21 protein-coding genes are annotated in these 19674 nt (G+C 64.4%); 15 read left to right on the top strand and 6 right to left on the bottom strand.

Annotation, left to right across the window (positions count from 1 at the left end; translation table 11 throughout):
* The first annotated feature begins 201 nt into the window (after positions 1-201).
* The 3 genes from AC2VNO_RS14120 to AC2VNO_RS14110 all read left to right on the top strand — a co-directional run bounded on the left by AC2VNO_RS14120 (position 202) and on the right by AC2VNO_RS14110 (position 3198).
* Entirely contained in the window at positions 202-642 is a 441-nt protein-coding gene (locus AC2VNO_RS14120) for a hypothetical protein (RefSeq protein WP_486934737.1), read from the top strand.
* Between the two features lies 1 nt (position 643).
* Positions 644-2164: a tripartite tricarboxylate transporter permease gene (locus tag AC2VNO_RS14115; protein WP_486934718.1), complete on the top strand. Its 1521-nt coding sequence runs from the start codon at positions 644-646 to the stop codon at positions 2162-2164.
* A 65-nt stretch (positions 2165-2229) separates the two neighbouring features.
* A complete protein-coding gene (locus AC2VNO_RS14110) occupies positions 2230-3198 on the top strand; it encodes a Bug family tripartite tricarboxylate transporter substrate binding protein (RefSeq protein ID WP_486934717.1) in 969 nt (322 codons plus the stop codon).
* A gap of 87 nt (positions 3199-3285) precedes the next feature.
* Here the strand turns inward: AC2VNO_RS14110 and gloA are convergent, their stop codons facing one another.
* Positions 3286-3819 carry a lactoylglutathione lyase gene (gene gloA / locus AC2VNO_RS14105; protein WP_486934716.1) on the bottom strand — a complete coding sequence of 178 codons (534 nt, stop codon included), beginning with the start codon at positions 3817-3819 and terminating at the stop codon, positions 3286-3288.
* Positions 3820-3964: 145 nt separating this feature from the next.
* Here gloA and AC2VNO_RS14100 point away from each other — a divergent pair, with 145 nt between their 5' ends.
* Both AC2VNO_RS14100 and thiE read left to right on the top strand, forming a co-directional pair.
* Positions 3965-4492, top strand: a complete 528-nt coding sequence (locus AC2VNO_RS14100; RefSeq protein WP_486934715.1) for a C40 family peptidase — start codon at positions 3965-3967, stop codon at positions 4490-4492.
* A 66-nt stretch (positions 4493-4558) separates the two neighbouring features.
* Complete coding sequence (gene thiE, locus AC2VNO_RS14095; protein WP_486934714.1) at positions 4559-5176, top strand: thiamine phosphate synthase; 618 nt, start codon at positions 4559-4561, stop codon at positions 5174-5176.
* Positions 5177-5228: 52 nt separating this feature from the next.
* Here thiE and mntR read toward each other — a convergent pair whose 3' ends face one another.
* The gene (gene mntR, locus AC2VNO_RS14090) at positions 5229-5711 is read right to left on the bottom strand and encodes a manganese-binding transcriptional regulator MntR (RefSeq protein WP_486934736.1); all 483 of its coding nucleotides are present in this window, start codon (positions 5709-5711) and stop codon (positions 5229-5231) included.
* A gap of 160 nt (positions 5712-5871) precedes the next feature.
* Between mntR and AC2VNO_RS14085 the strand changes: the two genes are divergently transcribed.
* From AC2VNO_RS14085 to AC2VNO_RS14075, 3 genes are read left to right on the top strand one after another with little or no spacing between them, the layout of a single operon-like run.
* Positions 5872-6783 carry a metal ABC transporter solute-binding protein, Zn/Mn family gene (locus tag AC2VNO_RS14085; RefSeq protein WP_486934713.1) on the top strand — a complete coding sequence of 304 codons (912 nt, stop codon included), beginning with the start codon at positions 5872-5874 and terminating at the stop codon, positions 6781-6783.
* A complete protein-coding gene (locus tag AC2VNO_RS14080) occupies positions 6776-7564 on the top strand; it encodes a metal ABC transporter ATP-binding protein (protein ID WP_486934712.1) in 789 nt (262 codons plus the stop codon). Before AC2VNO_RS14085 ends, AC2VNO_RS14080 begins: the two co-directional genes overlap by 8 nt.
* 43 nt (positions 7565-7607) lie before the next feature.
* Entirely contained in the window at positions 7608-8480 is an 873-nt protein-coding gene (locus AC2VNO_RS14075; RefSeq protein WP_486934735.1) for a metal ABC transporter permease, read from the top strand.
* On the opposite strand, the gene AC2VNO_RS14070 is transcribed toward AC2VNO_RS14075, so the two are convergent.
* Entirely contained in the window at positions 8477-9352 is an 876-nt protein-coding gene (locus tag AC2VNO_RS14070) for a DMT family transporter (protein ID WP_486934711.1), read from the bottom strand. The genes AC2VNO_RS14075 and AC2VNO_RS14070 overlap by 4 nt on opposite strands.
* A gap of 328 nt (positions 9353-9680) precedes the next feature.
* On the opposite strand from AC2VNO_RS14070, the gene AC2VNO_RS14065 reads away from it, so the two are divergent.
* From AC2VNO_RS14065 to AC2VNO_RS14045, 5 genes are read left to right on the top strand one after another with little or no spacing between them, the layout of a single operon-like run.
* A complete protein-coding gene (locus AC2VNO_RS14065) occupies positions 9681-10325 on the top strand; it encodes a DUF1826 domain-containing protein (protein WP_486934710.1) in 645 nt (214 codons plus the stop codon).
* A 44-nt stretch (positions 10326-10369) separates the two neighbouring features.
* Positions 10370-11896, top strand: coding sequence for an ABC transporter substrate-binding protein (locus tag AC2VNO_RS14060; protein ID WP_486934709.1), 1527 nt, complete (start codon positions 10370-10372; stop codon positions 11894-11896).
* Positions 11893-12876, top strand: coding sequence for an ABC transporter permease (locus AC2VNO_RS14055; RefSeq protein WP_486934708.1), 984 nt, complete (start codon positions 11893-11895; stop codon positions 12874-12876). Before AC2VNO_RS14060 ends, AC2VNO_RS14055 begins: the two co-directional genes overlap by 4 nt.
* Positions 12873-13697, top strand: coding sequence for an ABC transporter permease (locus AC2VNO_RS14050; RefSeq protein WP_486934707.1), 825 nt, complete (start codon positions 12873-12875; stop codon positions 13695-13697). The genes AC2VNO_RS14055 and AC2VNO_RS14050 overlap by 4 nt, the downstream gene beginning before the upstream one ends.
* Positions 13694-15130 (top strand): ABC transporter ATP-binding protein, encoded by a 1437-nt coding sequence (locus AC2VNO_RS14045; RefSeq protein ID WP_486934706.1) that lies wholly within the window; start codon positions 13694-13696, stop codon positions 15128-15130. Before AC2VNO_RS14050 ends, AC2VNO_RS14045 begins: the two co-directional genes overlap by 4 nt.
* 85 nt (positions 15131-15215) lie before the next feature.
* Here AC2VNO_RS14045 and AC2VNO_RS14040 read toward each other — a convergent pair whose 3' ends face one another.
* From AC2VNO_RS14040 to dksA, 3 genes are all read right to left on the bottom strand, one after another.
* Positions 15216-16523, bottom strand: coding sequence for a serine hydrolase (locus tag AC2VNO_RS14040; RefSeq protein ID WP_486934705.1), 1308 nt, complete (start codon positions 16521-16523; stop codon positions 15216-15218).
* A gap of 169 nt (positions 16524-16692) precedes the next feature.
* Entirely contained in the window at positions 16693-17913 is a 1221-nt protein-coding gene (gene zigA / locus AC2VNO_RS14035) for a zinc metallochaperone GTPase ZigA (protein ID WP_486934704.1), read from the bottom strand.
* On the bottom strand, positions 17913-18341 hold the full coding sequence (gene dksA, locus AC2VNO_RS14030) for an RNA polymerase-binding protein DksA (protein WP_486934703.1): 429 nt from the start codon (positions 18339-18341) through the stop codon (positions 17913-17915). The genes zigA and dksA overlap by 1 nt, the downstream gene beginning before the upstream one ends.
* 289 nt (positions 18342-18630) lie before the next feature.
* Between dksA and AC2VNO_RS14025 the strand changes: the two genes are divergently transcribed.
* Together AC2VNO_RS14025 and AC2VNO_RS14020 are read left to right on the top strand one after the other, a co-directional pair.
* A complete protein-coding gene (locus tag AC2VNO_RS14025) occupies positions 18631-19149 on the top strand; it encodes an Hcp family type VI secretion system effector (protein WP_486934702.1) in 519 nt (172 codons plus the stop codon).
* Between the two features lie 223 nt (positions 19150-19372).
* The coding region (locus AC2VNO_RS14020; protein WP_486934701.1) for a contractile injection system protein, VgrG/Pvc8 family at positions 19373-19674 on the top strand (302 nt) is incomplete at its 3' end.

Below are 19674 nucleotides of genomic sequence, written 5' to 3'. Positions count from 1 at the left end.
GTGCTCCCGCAGGTACCAGCCTGAGGTGGTGCAGTCTGGCGCACTAACCTTCGCAGAAAGTGCACCAGAGTGCAACGCAGCGCCAAATCCCTTCTGCCGCTGCAATTGTTTCAATCGTTGGCTGCCTACAACAGGTTAGGTCTTCCCAGTTACCCAAATCGGCGCTTCTAAAACAAAATGACCGAAACTCACACAGTGCGAATGAATTTCTGGTCGGGCCTGGGCGTCGCCGCCGTCGCGGTGTTGCTGCTGGCCTGGATCGTGCCCACCTATGGAGGCCGCGGTTTCGCCGTGGGCATGCACCCCCGCACCCTGGCCACCCTGGGCGCCTGGGTCATGCTGGTCTGTGCCTCAGCGCTCTCGCTGCTCAGTGCCATCGTACTGATCCGCCAGCGTCAGCCGTTCTTCCGTTTGCCCGAGCCCGGACATCTATGGCACCAGACCTGGCCGTTTCTCTTCGTGCTTGGCTTCATCGTGCTGGTGGATCGTTTCCCGCTCACCTGGGTGGCGCCGTTCCTGATCGGCTCGCTGCTGGTGATCCTGGGTGAGCGGCGCTGGTACGTGGTCGTACTCACCGCGGTGATTCCTGCCGCCGGCCTATATGGCTTGACGGCGCACCTGATGCGCATTGGAGTGGTGTGAAATGATCGGGTTCGATGCCATTCTGATGTCGTTTGCCGCGGCGCTGCACTATGAATCGATTGCGATCATTCTGGGCGGAGTGCTGCTGGGCTATATCGTCGGGGTGATCCCCGGCCTCAATCGGGCAGTGGCCATCGCCATCGCCATTCCCTTGACGTTCTACATGTCGGCCTATGCCGCCATCGCCTTCCTGATCGGGCTCTCCAAGGGCACTGCGGCGGGCAGCGCCGTCTCGGCGATTTTGCTCAATACGCCGGGCGAACCGTCGTCAGCGGCCACTTGCCTGGACGGCTATCCCATGGCGCGATCCGGCAGGCCGCGCAAGGCGCTCAAGGTAGGGCTGCTGGCGTCGGTCATCGGCGACCTGCTCTCCACCTTGCTGTTGATTGCCGTCGTGATTCCGTTTGCCTCGGTGGCGCTCAAGTTCGGCCCGTATGAGCTGGCGGCCATCCTGATCTTTGCCCTGGTGTTCATTGCCGGCATGGCGGGGGGCTCCTTTCTCAAGGGCCTGGCGGCTGGCGGCATGGGGGTGATTCTCGGCACCGTGGGGCTCGACCCCGAAACGGGCGCGGCACGCTTGACCTTCGGCCATGCCGAGCTGATGGAGGGGGTGCCGATCCTGCCGCTGGTGATCGGCACGCTGGCCTTGGCCGAGATGTTCGTGCAGCTCGACGAGTATCGACGCAACAAGGGCGCCAGCGTGATCAAGCTGAGCAAGGACAAGGAAGACGACCTCTCCTACCAGGAGTTCAAGGGCACCCTGCCGACCATCTTCAAGAGTACCGGCATCGGGGCTTTTGTCGGCGCCCTGCCGGGACTCGGTCCATCGGTGGGCGCCTTCATGGCCTACGGCCTGGCCAAACGCAGCGCCAAGGATCCGGACAGCTTCGGCAAGGGCAACCCCAACGGCATCGCCGCCGCCGAGGCGTCGGACAATGCGGTGATCCCGGCCAGCTACATTCCACTGTTCGGCCTGGGTATTCCGGGCAGCGTATCGGCGGCGCTGCTGGTGGGGGCGTTCATGATCCACGGCATCCAGGTGGGGCCGCTGATGCTGCGCGATCACCCGGAAATGCTCTTCACGCTGTTCTCGGGAATGATCGTGGCGAGCCTACTGATGCTGGCGGTGGGCTGGTACGGCCTGCGCATCTTCGCCAAGGTCACCAGCGTGCCGCCGCACATCGTGATTCCGGTGGTGATCTTTCTCTGCCTGGCGGGCATTCAGGTACAGGGCTACGGCACCTTCGGCCTGGTCACGGTATTCGCCTTCGCCATCTTCGGCTACTTCCTGAAGAAGTTCGACTACTCCTTCGTGACCTTCCTGGTGGCCTTCATCGTCACCCCCATGCTGGAAATGAACCTGCGCCAGTCGGTGATCCTCTCGGGCGGCGACATCGCCATCCTGCTCGATCGTCCCATCGCTCTGGCCTTCGTCGTCTTCACCGTCCTGATGGCGCTGCACCTGGGCTGGAGCAGCTATCGTCAGTGGCTGCGCAAGCGGCTCAAGGCGCCGAGCAGCTGAGTCCGCGGCTGGCGCTGGCGGGCACCGTTACCACACCACAACAACGTAACCACGAGGCTACAACCATGAAAATGAAACTGCTGGGTACTGCCATTCTTTCTTCCGCCGTGGCCTTCGGCATGGCCGGCATGGCTCAAGCCGATGAGTTTCCGACCAAGCCGCTGACCATGGTAGTGGGCTTCGGCGCCGGCGGCTCCACCGACATCCAGGCCCGCGTACTGGCCAACGTGCTCGAGGACAAGCTGGGCCAGCCGGTCAACGTGGTGAACCAGCCGGGAGCCGGCGGCGGCGTGGCTCTGGCACGCCTGGCCAACAACACCGACGAGGGCTACACCTTCGTTTTCGGTACCTCCATGACCATCACCTTCGGTCCGCTCTCCAGCGAAACGGACTACGAGCTGGACGACTTCCGCTACGTGTCGGGCGTGACCCTGGGCCAGTCGGCCATCGTTACCGGTGAAGACCGTCCGTTCGGCGACAGCTGGGAAGAGCTGGTCGAGTACGCTCGTGAAAATCCGGGCGTAAGCTATGCCACCCAGACCGCCCTGGATCGCATGATCATCGAGTACATCGCTCGTCAGGAAGGCCTGGAGCTGCGCATCGTTCCCACCTCGGGCGGTGCCGGCATGGCACCGCTGATTCTCTCCGGCGATGTCGATTTCGGCTACAGCGGCGGCACTCACTCCGGCTACGCCGACACCGGTGAAATGCCGGTACTGATGAGCCTGGCCGAGGATCGCCTGGTGGCCTTCCCCGACGCACCGACCCTGCAGGAAGCCGGCTACGACATCAATGCCGCCGAAATCCGCGTGGTGATGGTGCCGAAAGACGTGCCGGACGCCCACGTCGAACGCCTGGCCGAGGCGCTGGAAGCCGCTACCCAGGACGAGCGCTTCATCGAGATCACCGAAGAGCGCATCCTGATGCCGGTGACCTATATCCCCGAGGACGAAGTGACCCAGACCCTGCGCGACCAGGTCGAGGGCTACAAGGCGTTGATCGAGGAACTCGGCGGCCTGCCCGACGAGGAGTGATCACGAGGACTGCCCTGGCTCAAGACAGGGCAGCTCGAACGCAGACGCCGCCCCTTGGGCGGCGTCGTTGTATCTGATGCGGCAAAATCAGTCGCCCAGCGCTCCCAGCCGGTCGGCCTGCACCACCTCGATCCAGTAGCCATCCACGTCCTTGACGAAGATGACATCCTTCATCTTGCCCTGATCCGAGCGCTTGACGAAGGTGACGTCGTTGGCGTCGAACCAGGCTTGCGCGGCATCGAGATCGGGTACCGAGAAGCAGATGTGACCGAAGCCCTGGGGCTGGGCATTACCATCGTGGTAGGCAAAATCGTCCTGGGTTTCAGTGCCCCAGTTGTGCGTCAGCTCCAGCAGCCCCGTCTGGCTGAACGTCCATACCGTGCGCGCCCCTTTATCCTCGGGCACCTGTTCGGCGTCGTCCAAGCGGGCCAGGAAGTAGAGGGAAAAGCCCATCTCCTCGAAATCGAGCCGGCGCATGACTCGCATACCGAACACTCGCGTGTAGAACGCCAGCGCCTTTTCCGGATCCTTCACCCGCAGCATGGTGTGATTGAGTCGGAACCCCTGCGAATCCGCCGTCGGCGTTGCGACCCCCGGATGCTGTTCTCCCTTGAAGCTCATGCCTGCCTCCTTTGCCGTCGCTGTCACCGTTGTGGTCGATAACAGGATGATGCGGATCCGCACGACGTTTTTCCAGTCGCGCAGCTGCCATCACCTATGGAACGCGCTAAAGTAGAAAAAGCACAGCCACGAAGAGCGACAGCCGATGCCGATCTCATCCAGGCTCGCCCCGATAGCGCCGAGCCGCATTCACGATGCAGCGCCCTTGTTACGCCTCTTCTCCTGCCTGCTGATGCTGGCACTGCTGGCCGGCTGTGCCAGCCGCGATCTGGCGACTCACGACCCCCGGCCCGGATCGGACGCCCTCTCGATCGAGCGGGCGCTGATCCTGGCTACCGCGCAAAGCGCCCTGGGGACCCCCTATCGCTTGGGCGGCAATTCGCCGGAAGGTCTCGATTGCTCGGGCCTGGTGGAGCTGGCCTATCGCTCGGCAGGCATCCCCGTACCACGCACAGCCGACGAGCAGTTCCGCGCACTTCCCGCCGTGAGCCGTGCCCAGCCCGGCGACCTGCTGTTCTTCGGCGACCGGCGCAAGGCGACGCACGTGGGCATCTATCGCGGCAATGGCCAGATGATCCACGCCCCAGGCAGCGGGCGCGAGGTCACCAGCGTGCCGCTGCATATCGACTATTGGCAGGATCGGTTTCTGGGTGCCGCCGGGCCGGCCCCCTGACGTCGCTCTACCCGAAAAGTGCCTGCGCTCGCCGACTTTTCAAAGCGCTTCAACTCAGAGGATGTCATGCCGCTCGATCTTTCTCTCTATCTGGTAACCGACCCCGACCTCTGCGCCCGCAACGGTTTGGTAGAAACGGTGATGGCCGCCGTACGGGGCGGTGTCACCGTGGTACAGCTGCGCGACAAGAAGGCCAGCGACGGTGAGCTGATCGACCAGGCACGCCGTCTCATGACGGCATTGGCCGGCAGCGGTGTCCCGCTGATCATCAATGACCGCCTGGAAGTGGCGCTGGAGAGCGGTGCCGATGGCCTGCATATCGGCCAGGATGACGGCAATGTGGCCGCGGCCCGTGCCGCGCTGGGTGAAGGGAGGATCCTCGGCCTTTCCGTACAGAATCACGACCAGCTGGCCCGACTCGACCCGGCCGCGCTGGACTATCTCGGCCTCGGCCCGGTATTTGCCACCTCGACCAAGCGCAATCACGCCACTCCGCTCGGTTTCGACGGCCTGGCCGCACTGGTGGCGGCGAGCCCGCTACCGACCGTGGCCATTGGCGGCCTCAAGGCGGAACATGCCGCCGCGGTGCGTGCCAGCGGCGCGAAAGGGCCGGCAGTGGTATCGGCCATCTGCGGTCAGCCCGATCCCGAGGCCGCCGCCAGGGCGTTCTTCGCCGGGCACTGATGACGAGTAGCTGAGGAACGTCACAAGGAGCCTCGACCCTGAGGCGAAGACCTCAGGCGTCGCGACGCTCCTGCTCGCGTGCAAAGCGCTGCATGACGTCCAGGGTTTCCTGGCTGACGTGGTGCTCCATGCCTTCGGCATCGATGCGAGCGGTGCGGTCACTGACGCCGAGGGCGCGCAGGAACTGCAACACGATGGCATGACGCTCATGGGCCATGGCCGCCATCGCCTCCCCCTGCTCGGTGAGAAACAGCGAGCGATAGGGCTTGCTCGAAACCAGCCCCAGCGACTTCAGGCGAGCCACCGTTTTCGACACTGTCGCCTGGCTGACCCCCATGCGCGCCGCAATGTCGGTCGAGCGCGCCTCGCCCTGATGCTTCAGCAGGTGAGCGATAAGCTCCACGTAATCTTCGAGCAGTTCGGTTTCGTGTGCGTTGCGCACGGCAGCGTACTGCTGCGCATGCTGGTCGCTGGGCGGCAGAGCATCCGCCTTGCAAAGGCGATCAGGGGTGACATCGTTGGGCGAGTTGGTCATCGCGCCAATATAGCCAATCTCCTCATAGCGCAGCAACAAGGCCCCGATAGAGATTTCCTACTACCCTATAAGTTAACCTAGGCTAAAATAGATTCTATCCATCTAAAATATCGCTAAGGTGAAACAGCTCCCGTCACCGCTGACCCACAGGAGAGGAATGATGGCGTTTTCCAAAGGAGCGATGCTGCTTGCCGCACTGCCCTTCGTCCTTTCGATCCCCGTCCAGGCCGACGAACCCCCTCTCCGGGTAGTCGCCACCTTCTCTGTGATCGGCGACCTGGTACGCGAGGTGGCCGGTGATGATGCCGAGCTCGACGTGCTGACCCCGGCAGGAGCCGAAGTCCATGAGTGGGAGCTGATTCCGAGCAACTTCATCGCCCTCGAGAGAGCCGACGTGGTGTTCTACAACGGCTACGGTCTCGAGCAGTGGATCGGCCAGGTCAATGCCACGGTGGGAGACGGCGTACCGGTAGTCGCGTTGGCGGAGCAGAGCGGCTACCCCACCCAGCCGATTGCCACCGGCGAATATGCCGGCGAGATCGACCCGCACATGTGGATGGACCCGCGTGCCGCCGCCGAATATGCCCGCGTGATCGCTGAAACGCTTGCCGAGGCGAGGCCCGATGCCGCCGAGGCTTTCAACGCGCGCGCCGAGGCACTGAGCGAGTCGCTTCAGGCGCTTTACGAAGAGTCGCAGGAAGCTCTCGCCGCCCTACCCGAGGAGCAGCGACTGCTCATCACCAGCGAGGCGGCTTTCGTCTACTTCGCCGACGCCTTCGGCTTCGAACATGACGGCATCTGGGGCACCAACGCCGAAGAGGAGGGTTCACCGCGCCAGATCATGCGTATCGTCGACCTGATCGAGCAGCGCCAGCCGGTCGCCATCTTCTGGGAGAGCACCATTTCCGATCGCCACGTCCGCAGCGTGGCCGACGAGTCCCAAGTGGATATCGCAGGCCCCCTCTACGTCGACTCCCTCAGCGAACCGGACGGCGACGCACCGGACTACGTCGGGATGATGCGTCATAACGTTCGGCTCTTGCGTGACACGCTAGGGGGCAAGCATGACTGATGCGGTGCCCGCGCTCGAGACAACTCGGCTCTGTGCGGCCTACCACCAGCAGCCCGTGCTGGAGAACGTCACGCTGTCGCTGCCTCAGGGGGAATGGACCGCCATCGTCGGCCCCAACGGCGCCGGCAAGTCGAGCCTGCTTAAGCTCATCATGGGCGGCCTTGCGCCGCTGCGCGGTGAGCTCAGCGTTCTCGGCGAGCGCCCGTCCATGCAGCGCAGGATGGGTAACATCGCCTACATGGCTCAGCAGGAAAACATGGAGTGGGACTTTCCCATTTCGGTGCGTGAAACGGTGCTGACCGGCCGCTACGGCCTGATGCGCCAGGATCCGCTATGGCGGCGCCTGCTGCCGCAGCGCTGGGCCAAGCCCGACCATCGCCAGGCCGTCGAAGCCGCTCTCGAGGCGGTCGATATGGCCGACCATGCCTCACGTCCCATCGGTGAGCTTTCGGGAGGCCAGAAGAAGCGCGTATTGCTGGCTCGCACCCTGGCACAGCGGGCCAGGATACTGTTGCTGGACGAACCCCTGGCCGGCGTCGACCCGCCCAGTGAAGCGCTGATCCTTGCGACGCTGGAACGTGAACGCAGTGCCGGTCGTACCATCATCATGGTGACCCATGACATGCCCAGCGCCCGCCTCCATGCCGACAACGTACTGTTGATCAATCGCACTCTGATCGGGATGGGAAGGCCTGACGAGATGCTCAGCGACGCCATGCTGGCACGCCTGGCGGTGGGTACGCCGGCCGCCGAGTACGGGGGGGTTGGCATTGCCGCTTGAAGCCCTGGCCACCGGCGTCATCGAGGCGCTGATTAGCGTACTGATGGCCGGGGTCAACCTGCTCCCCGAGCCGTTGTCAGCTCCCTTCGAATACCGCTTCATGCAACGCGCCCTGCTCACCTCGGTGCTGGTGGGAGCCATCTGCGGCCTGCTCTCGTGCTACGTGATACTCAAGCGATGGTCGCTGCTGGGCGACGCCATCTCCCATGCGGTGCTGCCGGGGGTCGCCATCGCCTACCTGCTGGGCTGGCCATTCTTCATCGGCGCCTTCATTACCGGTGCGCTGACCTCGCTGGGCATCGGCGCACTGGAACGCCATACCCGGATCAAGGCCGATGCCGCCATGGGGCTGATGTTCACTGCCGCCTTTGCGCTGGGCATCGTGATCATCAGCAAGATCGCCACCAGCACGCATCTGATGCATATCCTGTTCGGCAATGTCCTGGGGGTGCAGACACCGGCGCTGACCCTCACGCTGATAGCTAGCCTGGTGGCCCTTCTGGTCGTCTGGTTGGCCTATCGCCCCCTGCTGCTCTACACCTTCGACCCCCAGCAGGCTCAGGCACTGGGGTTCAATACCAGCCTTATTCACTATGGGCTGATCCTGCTGCTGACGCTGACCATCGTCGCCAGCCTGGAAACCGTAGGCATCATTCTGGTAGTGGCGATGCTGATCACTCCAGGGGCCACGGCTCACCTGCTTACCGACCGCTTCCCCGTCATGCTGGCCATTTCGGTCGGCGTCGGAGTGATTTCCGCCGTGGTGGGGCTGGTACTGTCGGTATCGCTCGACGTCGCCTCGGGCGGCGCCATCGTGCTGGTGGCCTCGGGGCTGTTTCTCGTCGCCCTGCTGGCCGCTCCCAAGCACGGCTTGGTGGCGCGCCAGTGGCGGCGCTGGCGGCTGAACCGGATTTAAGACGTTGGGCGACGCTTCAAAGTAGTCCTGCGGTCGTGATAGGCGATCGCCAGGCCGCTGCCGATGATCAGCGCGCTGCCGACGAACACCCAGATGTCGGGCATTTCTCCCCAGAACCACCATCCCAGCAGCACCGCCCAGAGCATGGCGGTGTAATCGAACGGCGCGGCGATGGCCGCCGGGGCGAAGCGGAAAGCCATGGTGATGCAGGCCGTGGCCCCGATCCCGATCACCCCTGCCCCGAGGAAGCCCAGCCAGTGCCAGGGGTGGGGCGTCTGCCATACCCAGGGCAAAGCCGCGGCGGTAAGAACCAGAGGCACCAGCGTCATGTAGAACACCATGGCCCAGAGATGCTCGGTGGAGCCGTAGCGCCGCGAGGTGATCATCATCAATGCGTAGAACACCGCGGCGGCAATGAGCATCAACGAACCCAGCTGGAAGGCATCGCCACCTGGGCGTACCACGATCAACACACCGACAAACCCCAGCAGGGAAGCTGCCATCACCGGCGGGTCGATTCGCTCGCCGAGCAGCGGCACCGATAGCAGTGTGACGAACAACGGAGCAACGAACGCGATCGCCGTGGCCTCGGCCAGGGGCAGCAATGTCAGGCCGAACACGAAGCAAACCATGGTGCCGGTGTATATAAGCCCGCGCACCACGTGCACACCGGGCCGCCGGGTACGCAGCTTGCGCAGCCCACCGCCATAGTGCGCCAGCAGGGCGATCAGCGGCAGCGAGACCAGGGTACGAAAAAAGATGATCTGAAGCGGTGAATGCACTTCACCCAACCATTTGGCGATGGCATCGCCAATGGCAAGGCAAAGCACGCCGGCACACATGAACAGGATGCCTTTCAGTGACGGTGTCATGGACGCCCCCTCGCTTCATCCCAGGCTGCCAAAAAACCACCCCGCCGACCTGAGACGGCCGGCGGGGTTCGTTGATTAACAACCTAACGGGTGAAGCGCTAAGCGGCAAGTGCCATGCCCCAAGATGGCGCAGAGGGTAGTGACGAGGTCGAAACCGGAACGTCACTGGACGTTTGGGGGCATGGCCACGCCATTATCGTTATGTTATAACGAATCATTCTCAGCACTCAGCTGGAATAACCGCCAGCCCGATCTCAGCACTGCGGCGTTTCGCCATTCGGGTCAGCCGCAGCATGATTGATATGTTATAGAGTTTCAGGAGGAGCCCATGCTGCCCCATTCCTCATCCGGCGCCTCGGTGCACTGGGCATTCGGCTCGGACATCGAGGTGCTGCCGCGAATTTTCGACGACGACATCACTCTGGCCGTCATGCAGCGACGGCTCGATCCGGCCCTTGCGCTGGCCGTAAGTGGCCAACTGGGTTGCCAGCGCGGTCTGGAGTGGTACTGGCGCGGTGCGCCGGGCCAGGAGATGAAGGACGATCTGGCGAGCCGATTCCCCGCCCCTGAGGCCGGTGACGCGTTGATCGAGGATATCGGCAACATCGCCGATGCCATGGCGTATCTCTTCGACACCAAGACCATAGGTATCCGACTGCGCACGCTGGAAGGTGCGATGTGTCCACGCTTCCATGTCGACAACCTGGCGGTGCGCCTCGTGACTACCTACGCCGGTCCGGCCAGCGAATGGCTACCCGAACATGCCGTCAACCGGACGGGGCTCGGCGCTCCGCACCCCGCCAAGCCCGATATGGTCGCCGACCCCAGCGCCGTTCAACAGCTCAATGTAGGCGACCTCGCGCTGCTGAAGGGCTGCGGATGGGTAGGCAACGAGGAGCGTGGCCTCGTTCACCGCAGCCCCCAGCCCGCCCCCGGTGAGCGCCGCCTGCTGTTGGCGCTGGACCCGGGCTGAGTCCAGCCAATCTTTCGTTCTTACCCTCAAGGAAGACATCATCGATGACCCCGCGTTTCCGCTCACTCTTGTTAGGTCTCGCCTTGCTACCCATGGCAGCAGCAGCCGACCGACCGTTGGCGATAGTAGCCCCCTGGGAGATTACCGGCGCCGACCCGTCGACCTCGGGCTATGTCTACGGCCGCATGCGCGTTGCCGAGACACTGGTCGATACCGACGCCGACGGCCGGCCCGCACCGGGGCTGGCGGCGTCCTGGCAGCCCAGTGAAGACGGACTGACCTGGCGCTTCACCTTGCGTGAAGGCGTTATCTTTCACGACGGCAGCCCGCTGACCGCCGATGCGGCGGCCGCGAGCCTGCAGCACGCCCTGGCCAAGCCGGGTATTCTCGATTCGGCCCCCATCACCGGCATCGAGGCCGATGGCAACGAGGTGATGATCGAACTCGAGAGCCCCTTCGCGCCGCTGCCGGCTCTGCTGACCCATTCCACCACCCTCATCCTCGCCCCGGCATCCTACGACGACGAGGGGCGGGTCACCCAGGTGATAGGTACCGGCCCCTACCGGGTAGCCAATGTGGCTCCACCGCAGCGGCTCGATGTGGAGCGCTTCGACGACTATTGGGGCGAGACGCCCGCCATCGGCAACGCCAGCTACCTGGCCGTCGGGCGCGGCGAAACCCGCGCGCTGATGGCCGAGAGCGGCGATGCCGACATGGTATTCACCCTCGATCCGGCCAGCCGCGCACGTCTGGCACGCCATGCCCGCCTGGCAGTACATGCCGAGCCGATTCCGCGCACCATCGTCTTCAAGGTCAATGCCTCTCATACGCTTCTCGAAGACGAGCGTGCCCGCCAGGCGCTGAGCCTGGCCATCGATCGCGAAGGCATTGCCGCCGGCCTGCTGCGTGATACCGAAGCCGCCGCCGCCGAGCTGTTCCCCGCCAGCCTCGGGCCCTGGCACCTGGGTCTCGATGCCGGCGAAGCGCAGGACGTGGAGCGCGCCCGCGAGCTGCTCGCCGAGCTGGGTTGGGAAGCCGACGGCAGCGGTATGCTCGAACGCGACGGCCAGCCTTTCGCGCTGACCCTGCGCACCTTCTCCGACCGCCCTGAGCTGCCTCTGGTGGCGACGGCGCTGCAGGATCAATGGCGCGAGATCGGCGTGGCGCTGGAAGTCGAGGTGGGCAACGCCAGCGCGATCCCTTCCGGCCACCAGGACGGTAGCCTGGAACTGGGCCTGATGGCACGCAACTACGGCCTGGTGCCCGACCCGCTCGGCACCCTGCTCGACGACTTCGGCACCGACCCCGAGACCATGGGCGGCGACTGGGGCGCCATGGGGTGGCGCGACGACGAACTGGCCGCCTGGCTCGACGCCCTGCGCCAGGAAGCCGATCCCGAGGCTCGTACCGAACTGGCAGGGCAGGTCGCGCGACGCCTGAACGAGGCCATGCCGGTCGTCCCCGTCGCCTGGTACCAGCAAACCGCAGCGGTCAACGCCGAGCTGGATGGCTTCTCCATCGATGCGCTGGAGCGCAGCTACCGCATCGACGAGCTGAGGTGGAGCGAATGAGAGCAGTGTGGGCAACACGGACGACCCCGCGCTGGACGGCTGGCCTGGGCGGCCTGCTGCTGCAACGGCTGTTTCAGGCTGGGCTGGTGGCCTGGATGGTCGGCACCCTGACCTTCGTGCTGACCCGCTCGCTGCCCGGCGACATGGCCTACCGCATCGCCGCCGGCCGCTATGGGCACGACATGGTCAATACCCGTGCCGCCGAGGCGGTGCGCGCCGAACTGGCGCTGGACCAGCCGGCACTGACCGCCTACCTAGGCTGGCTGTGGGACCTGGTGCAGTTCGACCTGGGCCGCTCGCTGGTCAGCGGCCAACCCGTGATATATGAACTCTGGCACCAACTCGGCCACTCCCTGGGCTTGGCGGCGATGGCCGTGCTGCTCTCGCTGCTGCTGGGCCCACCGCTGGGGCTGATCGCCGGGCTCAAGCCCAATGACTGGCTGGACCGGGTCAGCGAGGTGGCGGCTAGTGTGCTGCGTGCCCTGCCGCCTTTCGCCGTGGGCCTGCTGCTGATATTGATCTTCTCGGTGTCGCTCGGCTGGCTGCCCGCCGCCGGCCATGGCCGCACCGTTCACGGTGTGCTCCCGGCGCTGACCCTGGCGCTGGCGCTGGCCGCCATCTCCAGCCGGGTAGCGCGCAATGCCATGGCCGACGTCTCGCAGTCCCCCTACTACGCCTTCTCACGCACCAAGGGCCTGGGCGAACGCCTCAGCTTTTTCCGCCACGGCCTGCGCAACGCGGCGGTGCCGGTCGTCGCCTACCTCGGCGTGCAGTTCGTCTATCTGATCGAGGGCGTGGTGGTGGTCGAGACGCTATTCGCCTGGCCCGGCATCGGCCACGCCCTGGTGCATGCCATCGTCGCCCGCGACGTGCCGATGATCCAGGGCACTGCCCTGGTCATGGGGCTGATGTTCGTCGCCCTCAATACCGTGGTAGACCTGCTCTGCCACTGGCTCGACCCCAGGAGGCGCAGCGCATGAACACGCTAGCCATGACTCCCGCTCGCCGCTGGCTGCCGGCCTTGAATGGCCGCCAGCGCCTCGGCGCCACGCTGCTCGCCCTGCTGCTCGCCTTCGCCTGGCTGGTGCCCTGGCTCTCCGATGCCGACCCCGCACGCCAGCAGCTTTCCCGCATTCTTCAATTGCCCTCGCTTGCCGAACCGCTCGGCACCGATCACCTCGGCCGTAGCATGCTGGCGCGACTGGCAGCCGCTGTGCAGCTCTCGCTTGGCATGGCAGTGCTCAGCGTGGTTACGGCCGCCGTGCCCGGAGTGATCCTCGGCGTGATCGCCGGCTGGCGCGGCGGGTGGCTCGACCGCGTGCTGGGCAGCCTGGCCGACGCCTGCCTGGCACTGCCCGGACTGCTGCTGGTGCTCTTGCTGGTGGCCATCGCCCCGGGCAACTTCTGGGCGCTCTACGTGGGTATCTCGCTGGTGCTTTGGATCGAGTATTTTCGCGTGGTTCGGGCCCGCACCCGCGTGCTGGTCACCTCACCACAGCTCGAGGCGAGCCGGCTGCTAGGCTTCGGCCCGCTCTACCTGTTCCGCCGGCACCTGTGGCCGGAACTGGCACCTCAGGTGCTCACACTGGCAGCCTTCGGTGCCGCCAGCGCGATACTCGCCATGGCGGCACTGGGCTTCGTCAGCGTCGGGCTACGACCGCCCACCGCCGAGCTGGGGCTGATGATGATCGAGCTGCTGCCCTATTATCACGAGGCCCCCTGGGCCATGGCTCAGCCCATCGTCGTACTGTTCGTGCTGGTAATGAGCCTGAACCTGCTGGCCGGAAGGGATCCAAGATGAGTGCGTACTTACTTCAGGCTGAGTCGATCGCCATCCAGGGCGAGGGGGTCACGATCGCGCCTTTCTCCTGTTCGCTGGGCCCCGGCGACCGCCTGACCCTGCTCGGCGAAACCGGCTCGGGCAAAAGCCTGATCGCCCAAGCCATCATGGGTACGCTGCCCAAAGGCCTGAAGGCAGCGGGACGACTCGTCATCGATGGCGAGCGCTTCGATGCCGCCGACAACGCGTCACGTCGCGCACTGTGGGGCCACCGCCTGGCGCTGCTGCCCCAGGAACCCTGGCATGCGCTGGACCCGACCATGCGTGCCGTTCACCAGGTCGCCGAGAGCCATCGCCACGTTGCCGGTCGTGGGCGGCGCGACGCCATGCACGCAGCCTGGGCCGACCTGGGCGAACTCGGCCTGGCCGAGGCGGGTACCAAGCTGCCCGGCGAACTCTCCGGCGGCATGGCACAGCGAGTGGCCTTTGCCGCCGCCAGTGCCGGCGGCGCGCCCATCGTGATTGCCGACGAACCCACCAAGGGGCTCGATGCACCACGGCGCGACGCGGTAGTTGAGCTGCTGGCCCGCACTCCCGAGGCGGCCGGGGCCTTGCTCACCATCACCCACGACATCGATGTCGCTCGTCGGCTGGGTGGCGAGGTAGTCATCCTGCGTCAGGGCCAGGTGGTCGAGCGCGGCCCGGCCCAGCAAGTGCTCACTCACCCGCAGAGCGAGTACGGCCAGCGACTGCTGGCTGCCGAGCCCAGCCGCTGGCCGCGACCGCAGCCGCTGGGCGAGCAGCGGGCAACGGTGGTGAGCGCCGACGGCCTGGCCAAGCGCCGCGGCGGTCGCGAACTGTTCCGCGATCTTTCGCTCTCGGTCAGTCCCGGCGAGATCGTCGGCGTGGTCGGCCCTTCCGGTTGCGGCAAGAGCACCCTGGGAGACATGCTGCTGGGCATAACGTCCGCCGACGCCGGCCGTGTCCAACGTGCCACAGGGCATCGGCTCGGCTTTCAGAAGCTCTATCAGGACCCGCCGGCGGCATTCTCGCCCCACTGGCGGCTCTCGCGCCTGCTCGACGACCTGATACGTCGTCACCGCCTGAATCGAGCCCAGATCCCGCAATTGATGACGCGCCTGGGCCTCGACGAGAGGCTGCTGACCCGGCGCCCCGGTGAAATCTCGGGCGGGGAGCTGCAGCGCTTCGCCATCCTGCGCGTGCTGCTGCTAGAGCCGTGCTTCCTGTTCGCCGACGAACCGACATCACGCCTCGACCCCATCACCCAGCGGCAGACCCTCGAACTGCTGGTGGAGCTAGCCCGCGAGCGCCATTGCGGGGTGATGCTGGTGAGCCACGACCCCGCGCTGGTCGAGCGTATCTGCGACAGGCGTATTTCCCTGGGGGGCACGGCGAGCCTGACAGAGCGCAAGCTCGAAACCGCCATGGCCTGAATCGCCCTGTCAGGCGGATAAGGCCCAAACGACTGACGCCCCGCATGGGCGGGGCGTCAGGAAACTGGTCAGAGGCAGCTACGGCTCAGTAGTGGGCCACTACCATGCAGTCCATACCCTGGGCACGCAGGCTGTTACAGGCCGAGTGTGCGTCGCTCTCCTGGAGATCGACCAACCGGGCGCGGAAGATACGCTGCTCTCCCTCCGACTCCGCTACCGAGACACGTACGTCACGCATCATGTTGGCAAGCTGGTCGGCGGCACGCGTTGCAAGATGGCGTGCCTGATCGGGATTGTTGAACGCGCCGACCTGAACGGCCCAGTTGCCCCTGGTCGCTGATGTCCGCGGCGTATCCGCCTGGGCGATCAAGGCGCGAATCGGATCGTCTGCCGAGCCCATTTCGATACCCATTTCAGACTGGAACGAGATCCGTCTCTCGCTTTCCGAGCCCGACGGCTGGGCGACGGCCTCGGGTGCCGCGGCAAGCTGCTGAGCAGATGCGGGGGGGCTAGCGGGCAGGTCCATGCTGTCGCCCAGCACGTCGGCCTGCGCTATCCAGTCACCACGCTGCAGCATGGACAGCCGGGCAAAGCCCCGGTCGAGCAGGTCGGCCATGTGAGTGTCCCGCGAGGCGGCCGTGAAGCCGCCCATCACCACCGATACGATACGCCGATTGTTGCGAATCGCCGAGGTCGCCACATTGAAGCCGGAAGCGCGAATGAAACCGGTCTTGAGACCGTCGGCTCCGGCGTAGTTACGCACCAGGCGGTTGTGGCTGGTATGAGTAGTCCCGCGATAGGTGAAGCTCTGCGTAGAGAAGTAGTGGTAGTACTGGGGGAAATCCTGCATCACCCGGATCGACAGTGTGGCCATGTCGCGGGCCGTGGTGACCTGCGCATTGTCGGGCAGGCCCGATGCGTTGCGGAACACGGTATTGGGCATGCCCAGCTCATTGGCACGCTGAGTCATCATGCGCCCGAAGCTGGCTTCCGTACCGCCCAGCGCCTCGGCCACCACCACGGCAACATCGTTGGCGGAGCGCACCACCAAGGCCTTGATGGCTTCTTCCACCGTAATGGAGCTTCCCGCCGACAGCCAGAGCTTCGACGCGGGCATCGAAGCGGCATGGGACGACACCGGCAACGGCTGATTCAAACGCATGGTGCCATTCTCCAGCGCTTCGAACAGCATGTAGAGCGTCATCATCTTAGTAAGCGAAGCGGGATAGCGCGTCGCATCGGGATTTGCCGCATGCAACACGTCACCGCTCTCGACATCGATCACGATAGCGGCATAGCGGGGGTTTGCCTGCGCCGTACTGATCGCCAATAGCTGAATAAAAAACAAAAAGAAGATGGCCACACCGAAGTAATGTCGGTTGTAGGAGCGCATGAAGAATACCTCTGGTTCCCTTGTGATTCCCCTGTGGCCCGATTCTGAAGCGGACCTTGGCTCAGTATGGCTATTAACGAAACGCTTTACAGCCGGAATAGCGGGTTTTTTTGCAGATATACCGGCTGCTTCCATTAAATTTTCGTTGATTAAGTGCTGAGCAGCCTCATTACGACTCCCAGGAGGGAAAGGGATCGGGTAACGCTTGCCAGGCTTGATGGCCGTCCGCCAGCTCGGCATCGCCCAACAAGCAAGCGTCCAAGGCCTCGCGAATGCGAGCCTCGTCGAGGTTCTGGCCGATGAACACCAGCTCCTGGCGCATGTCGCCGAAGGGCTCTTCCCATTTTTCCATGATGTAGCTGCGCGTCTCCGGATCGCTGGGCCAACGCGACTCGGGCACCGCCTTCCAGAACATGCCGGCGAAACCGTAATGGGCGATCCCCCCCGCCTGGCTCCACTGACCGGCGAACTGCGGCCTTGTCGCGAGCCAGAAGAACCCCTTCGAGCGCAGCAGCTTGCCCCCGAACCAGTCGGCATGCAGCAGCTCGTGAAACTTCGCGGGATAGAAGGGACGTCTGGCACGGTAGACGAAGCTGGAGATACCGTACTCCTGCGTCTCCGGGATGTGCTCGCCACGCAACTCCTTGAGCCAGCCCGGGGCAAGGCTGGCCCGCTCGAAGCTGAAGCGACCGGTATCGAGCACCTTGTCGAGCGCCACTTGGCCGTTGGCCATGGGGATCACCTTGGCGTCGGGATTGAGCGTACTCAACACGGCCTTCACCTCGGCTAGCTGCGCTTCGTCGATCAGGTCTGTCTTGCTGATCAACAACACGTCGCAGAACTCGATCTGATCGACCAGCAGATCGGCGACGTTGCGCTCGTCCTCTTCGCCCAGGCTCTCGCCGGCCTCCGCCAGCGATTTCGCTTCCAGGTACTGGGAGAGGAAATTGGCGCCGTCTACCACCGTCACCAGCGTATCCAACCGAGCGACACTGGACAGGCTCTGGCCTTTCTCATCCTCGAAGGTAAAGGTTTCCGCCACCGGGAGCGGTTCGGAAATGCCGGTGGACTCGATGACCAGATAGTCGAAGCGACCTTCCCGCGCCAGGCGGCTCACCTCGATCAGCAGATCCTCGCGCAAGGTACAGCAGATGCAGCCGTTGCTCATCTCGACCAGGCGCTCCTCGGCCCGGTTGAGCGCCACTTCGTCATTCGCACTGTCCGGTCCGCCCCGGACCAGTGCCGCATCGATATTGACCTCGCTCATGTCGTTGACGATCACCGCCACTCGGCGGCCCTCACGATTGGCCAGGATGTGATTGAGTAGCGTGGTCTTGCCGGCGCCGAGAAAGCCGGACAGGACGGTAACGGGCAAGGTCTTGGGGGACATCACGAGTCTCCTCGCTGTTTGCTGTAGTGGTGTTCGCGTTTCTCCTGACGCTCCTTGGCCTCCAGGCACAGCTCGGCCGTAGGGCGCAGCATCAGTCGAGCCAGACCGATGGGCTGCCCGGTTTCCGCACAGTAGCCGTAATCGCCTTCCTCGATGCGCCGAAGCGCCTGGCCAATCTTGCGCAGCAGGCGAGTCTCGCGGTCGGCCTGACGCAGCAGCAACCTCACCTCCTCCTCGACTGCCGCTCGATCGAGATCGTCGCCGCTGCGTTCATTGTCGGCGATGGCCTTGCGCACCTCTTCCAGGTGCGCCTCCACCTCGCTCTGCTCGGCAACGAGACGCCGCTGAAAGAAGGCCAGCTGCTCATCGTTCATGTACGCCGCTTCAGGCATGGCCAGCAATCGCTGCACCTCGGGGTCGTCTTGCATGGGCATCATCTCCTAAAAGCATTGTTATAACATAACAATAAAAATAAGAAGAGTGTCATGCGATACCTTTCGGCAGCCATCCCATCCAGGCCCAGGTCAGGCAAGAAGTTGCCCGCCGGGCAACTTCTTGCCTGACCTGGGCAACTTATTGCCTAAACATGCTTAGCTATTTTTTGAAATAACACCCCAAGCCTTTGTTTTTAATTGCTTACAGCAATTATGGCACTGATTTCGCTATTACTATGCTGTCCATCGGGACATCTTCATTCACATCGTCAAGGAGCAGACCATGCCGACTCCCTGCTATATCAGCATCGAAGGCCAAACCCAGGGCAACATCACCGCTGGTGCCTTCACCCCGGATTCCGTGGGCAACATCTACGTGGAAGGCCATGAAGACGAGATGCTGGTCCAGGAGTTCAAGCACGTCGTGACCGTGCCCACCGACCCGCAGTCCGGTCAGCCTTCCGGCCAGCGCGCCCACAAGCCGTTCGTCTTCACCGTGGCCCTGAACAAGGCCGTGCCGCTGATGTACAACGCCCTGGCTTCCGGCGAAATGCTGCCGAACGTGGAACTGAAGTGGTACCGCACTTCCGTCGAAGGCAAGCAGGAGCACTTCTTCACCACTACCCTGACCGACGCCACCATCGTCGACATCAACCTGCGCATGCCCCACGCCCAGGACGCCACCAAGGCCGAGTTCACTCAGCTGATGGACGTTTCCCTGGCCTACCGCAAGATCGATTGGGAACACAACGTCGCCGGCACCTCCGGTTCTGACGACTGGCGCGCTCCCGCCGAGGCCTGATCGGCTCTTTCGTCCCCTCCCGCCAGCTCGCCGGGCGGGGGCGATGGTTCACACCACGACGCCAGCGTTCTTGTCCGAGCGCTGGCGTCGTGGTGCGTACGACATCGCTGACATGCCTGTCAGCCTTTGTCCCTTCGTGCCGTTGCGCTCTTGTCTTGCCGGGGGCGACACGTAATCTGCTGTCGCGGCTACCCGTCGCGTTTCTGACTTCCAGGAGGGAAGCATGGCCAACCAGACCGGACTCCAGTTCACCCTCGAGCTTGCCGGGGCCGATTCCGCCGCGCTGGCGGTGGTCGACTTCACCCTGGAGGAGGCCCTTTCCGCACCCTTCACCCTCAAGGTGCGTTTCGCCAGCCGTGACGCCGGCCTGTCGGCCACCGAGCTGCTCGACCGCCCGGTGAGCCTGACGATCTGGCAGGACGGCGAGACGCTGCGCCGGGTGCATGCCATCGTCAGCGAGTTCGGGCGCGGCGACCGCGGTCATCGGCGCACCCTGTACTCCCTGGTGGCCCGCCCGGCGCTGTG

It is taken from the genome of Halomonas sp. TH-94, from assembly GCF_057473365.1.
Note: the sequence above shows the minus strand (reverse complement) of the source record. Positions and strands in the feature narration are given on the sequence as shown.

Excerpts from the sequence above, each read along its gene's own strand:
- AC2VNO_RS14120 (WP_486934737.1), top strand. The coding sequence starts at position 202 with ATGAATTTCTGGTCGGGCCTGGGCGTCGCCGCCGTCGCGGTGTTGCTG.
- AC2VNO_RS14115 (WP_486934718.1), top strand. The coding sequence starts at position 644 with ATGATCGGGTTCGATGCCATTCTGATGTCGTTTGCCGCGGCGCTGCAC.
- AC2VNO_RS14110 (WP_486934717.1), top strand. The coding sequence starts at position 2,230 with ATGAAAATGAAACTGCTGGGTACTGCCATTCTTTCTTCCGCCGTGGCC.
- gloA (WP_486934716.1), bottom strand. The coding sequence starts at position 3,819 with ATGAGCTTCAAGGGAGAACAGCATCCGGGGGTCGCAACGCCGACGGCG.
- AC2VNO_RS14100 (WP_486934715.1), top strand. The coding sequence starts at position 3,965 with ATGCCGATCTCATCCAGGCTCGCCCCGATAGCGCCGAGCCGCATTCAC.
- thiE (WP_486934714.1), top strand. The coding sequence starts at position 4,559 with ATGCCGCTCGATCTTTCTCTCTATCTGGTAACCGACCCCGACCTCTGC.
- mntR (WP_486934736.1), bottom strand. The coding sequence starts at position 5,711 with ATGACCAACTCGCCCAACGATGTCACCCCTGATCGCCTTTGCAAGGCG.
- AC2VNO_RS14085 (WP_486934713.1), top strand. The coding sequence starts at position 5,872 with ATGGCGTTTTCCAAAGGAGCGATGCTGCTTGCCGCACTGCCCTTCGTC.
- AC2VNO_RS14080 (WP_486934712.1), top strand. The coding sequence starts at position 6,776 with ATGACTGATGCGGTGCCCGCGCTCGAGACAACTCGGCTCTGTGCGGCC.
- AC2VNO_RS14075 (WP_486934735.1), top strand. The coding sequence starts at position 7,608 with ATGGCCGGGGTCAACCTGCTCCCCGAGCCGTTGTCAGCTCCCTTCGAA.
- AC2VNO_RS14070 (WP_486934711.1), bottom strand. The coding sequence starts at position 9,352 with ATGACACCGTCACTGAAAGGCATCCTGTTCATGTGTGCCGGCGTGCTT.
- AC2VNO_RS14065 (WP_486934710.1), top strand. The coding sequence starts at position 9,681 with ATGCTGCCCCATTCCTCATCCGGCGCCTCGGTGCACTGGGCATTCGGC.
- AC2VNO_RS14060 (WP_486934709.1), top strand. The coding sequence starts at position 10,370 with ATGACCCCGCGTTTCCGCTCACTCTTGTTAGGTCTCGCCTTGCTACCC.
- AC2VNO_RS14055 (WP_486934708.1), top strand. The coding sequence starts at position 11,893 with ATGAGAGCAGTGTGGGCAACACGGACGACCCCGCGCTGGACGGCTGGC.
- AC2VNO_RS14050 (WP_486934707.1), top strand. The coding sequence starts at position 12,873 with ATGAACACGCTAGCCATGACTCCCGCTCGCCGCTGGCTGCCGGCCTTG.
- AC2VNO_RS14045 (WP_486934706.1), top strand. The coding sequence starts at position 13,694 with ATGAGTGCGTACTTACTTCAGGCTGAGTCGATCGCCATCCAGGGCGAG.
- AC2VNO_RS14040 (WP_486934705.1), bottom strand. The coding sequence starts at position 16,523 with ATGCGCTCCTACAACCGACATTACTTCGGTGTGGCCATCTTCTTTTTG.
- zigA (WP_486934704.1), bottom strand. The coding sequence starts at position 17,913 with ATGTCCCCCAAGACCTTGCCCGTTACCGTCCTGTCCGGCTTTCTCGGC.
- dksA (WP_486934703.1), bottom strand. The coding sequence starts at position 18,341 with ATGCAAGACGACCCCGAGGTGCAGCGATTGCTGGCCATGCCTGAAGCG.
- AC2VNO_RS14025 (WP_486934702.1), top strand. The coding sequence starts at position 18,631 with ATGCCGACTCCCTGCTATATCAGCATCGAAGGCCAAACCCAGGGCAAC.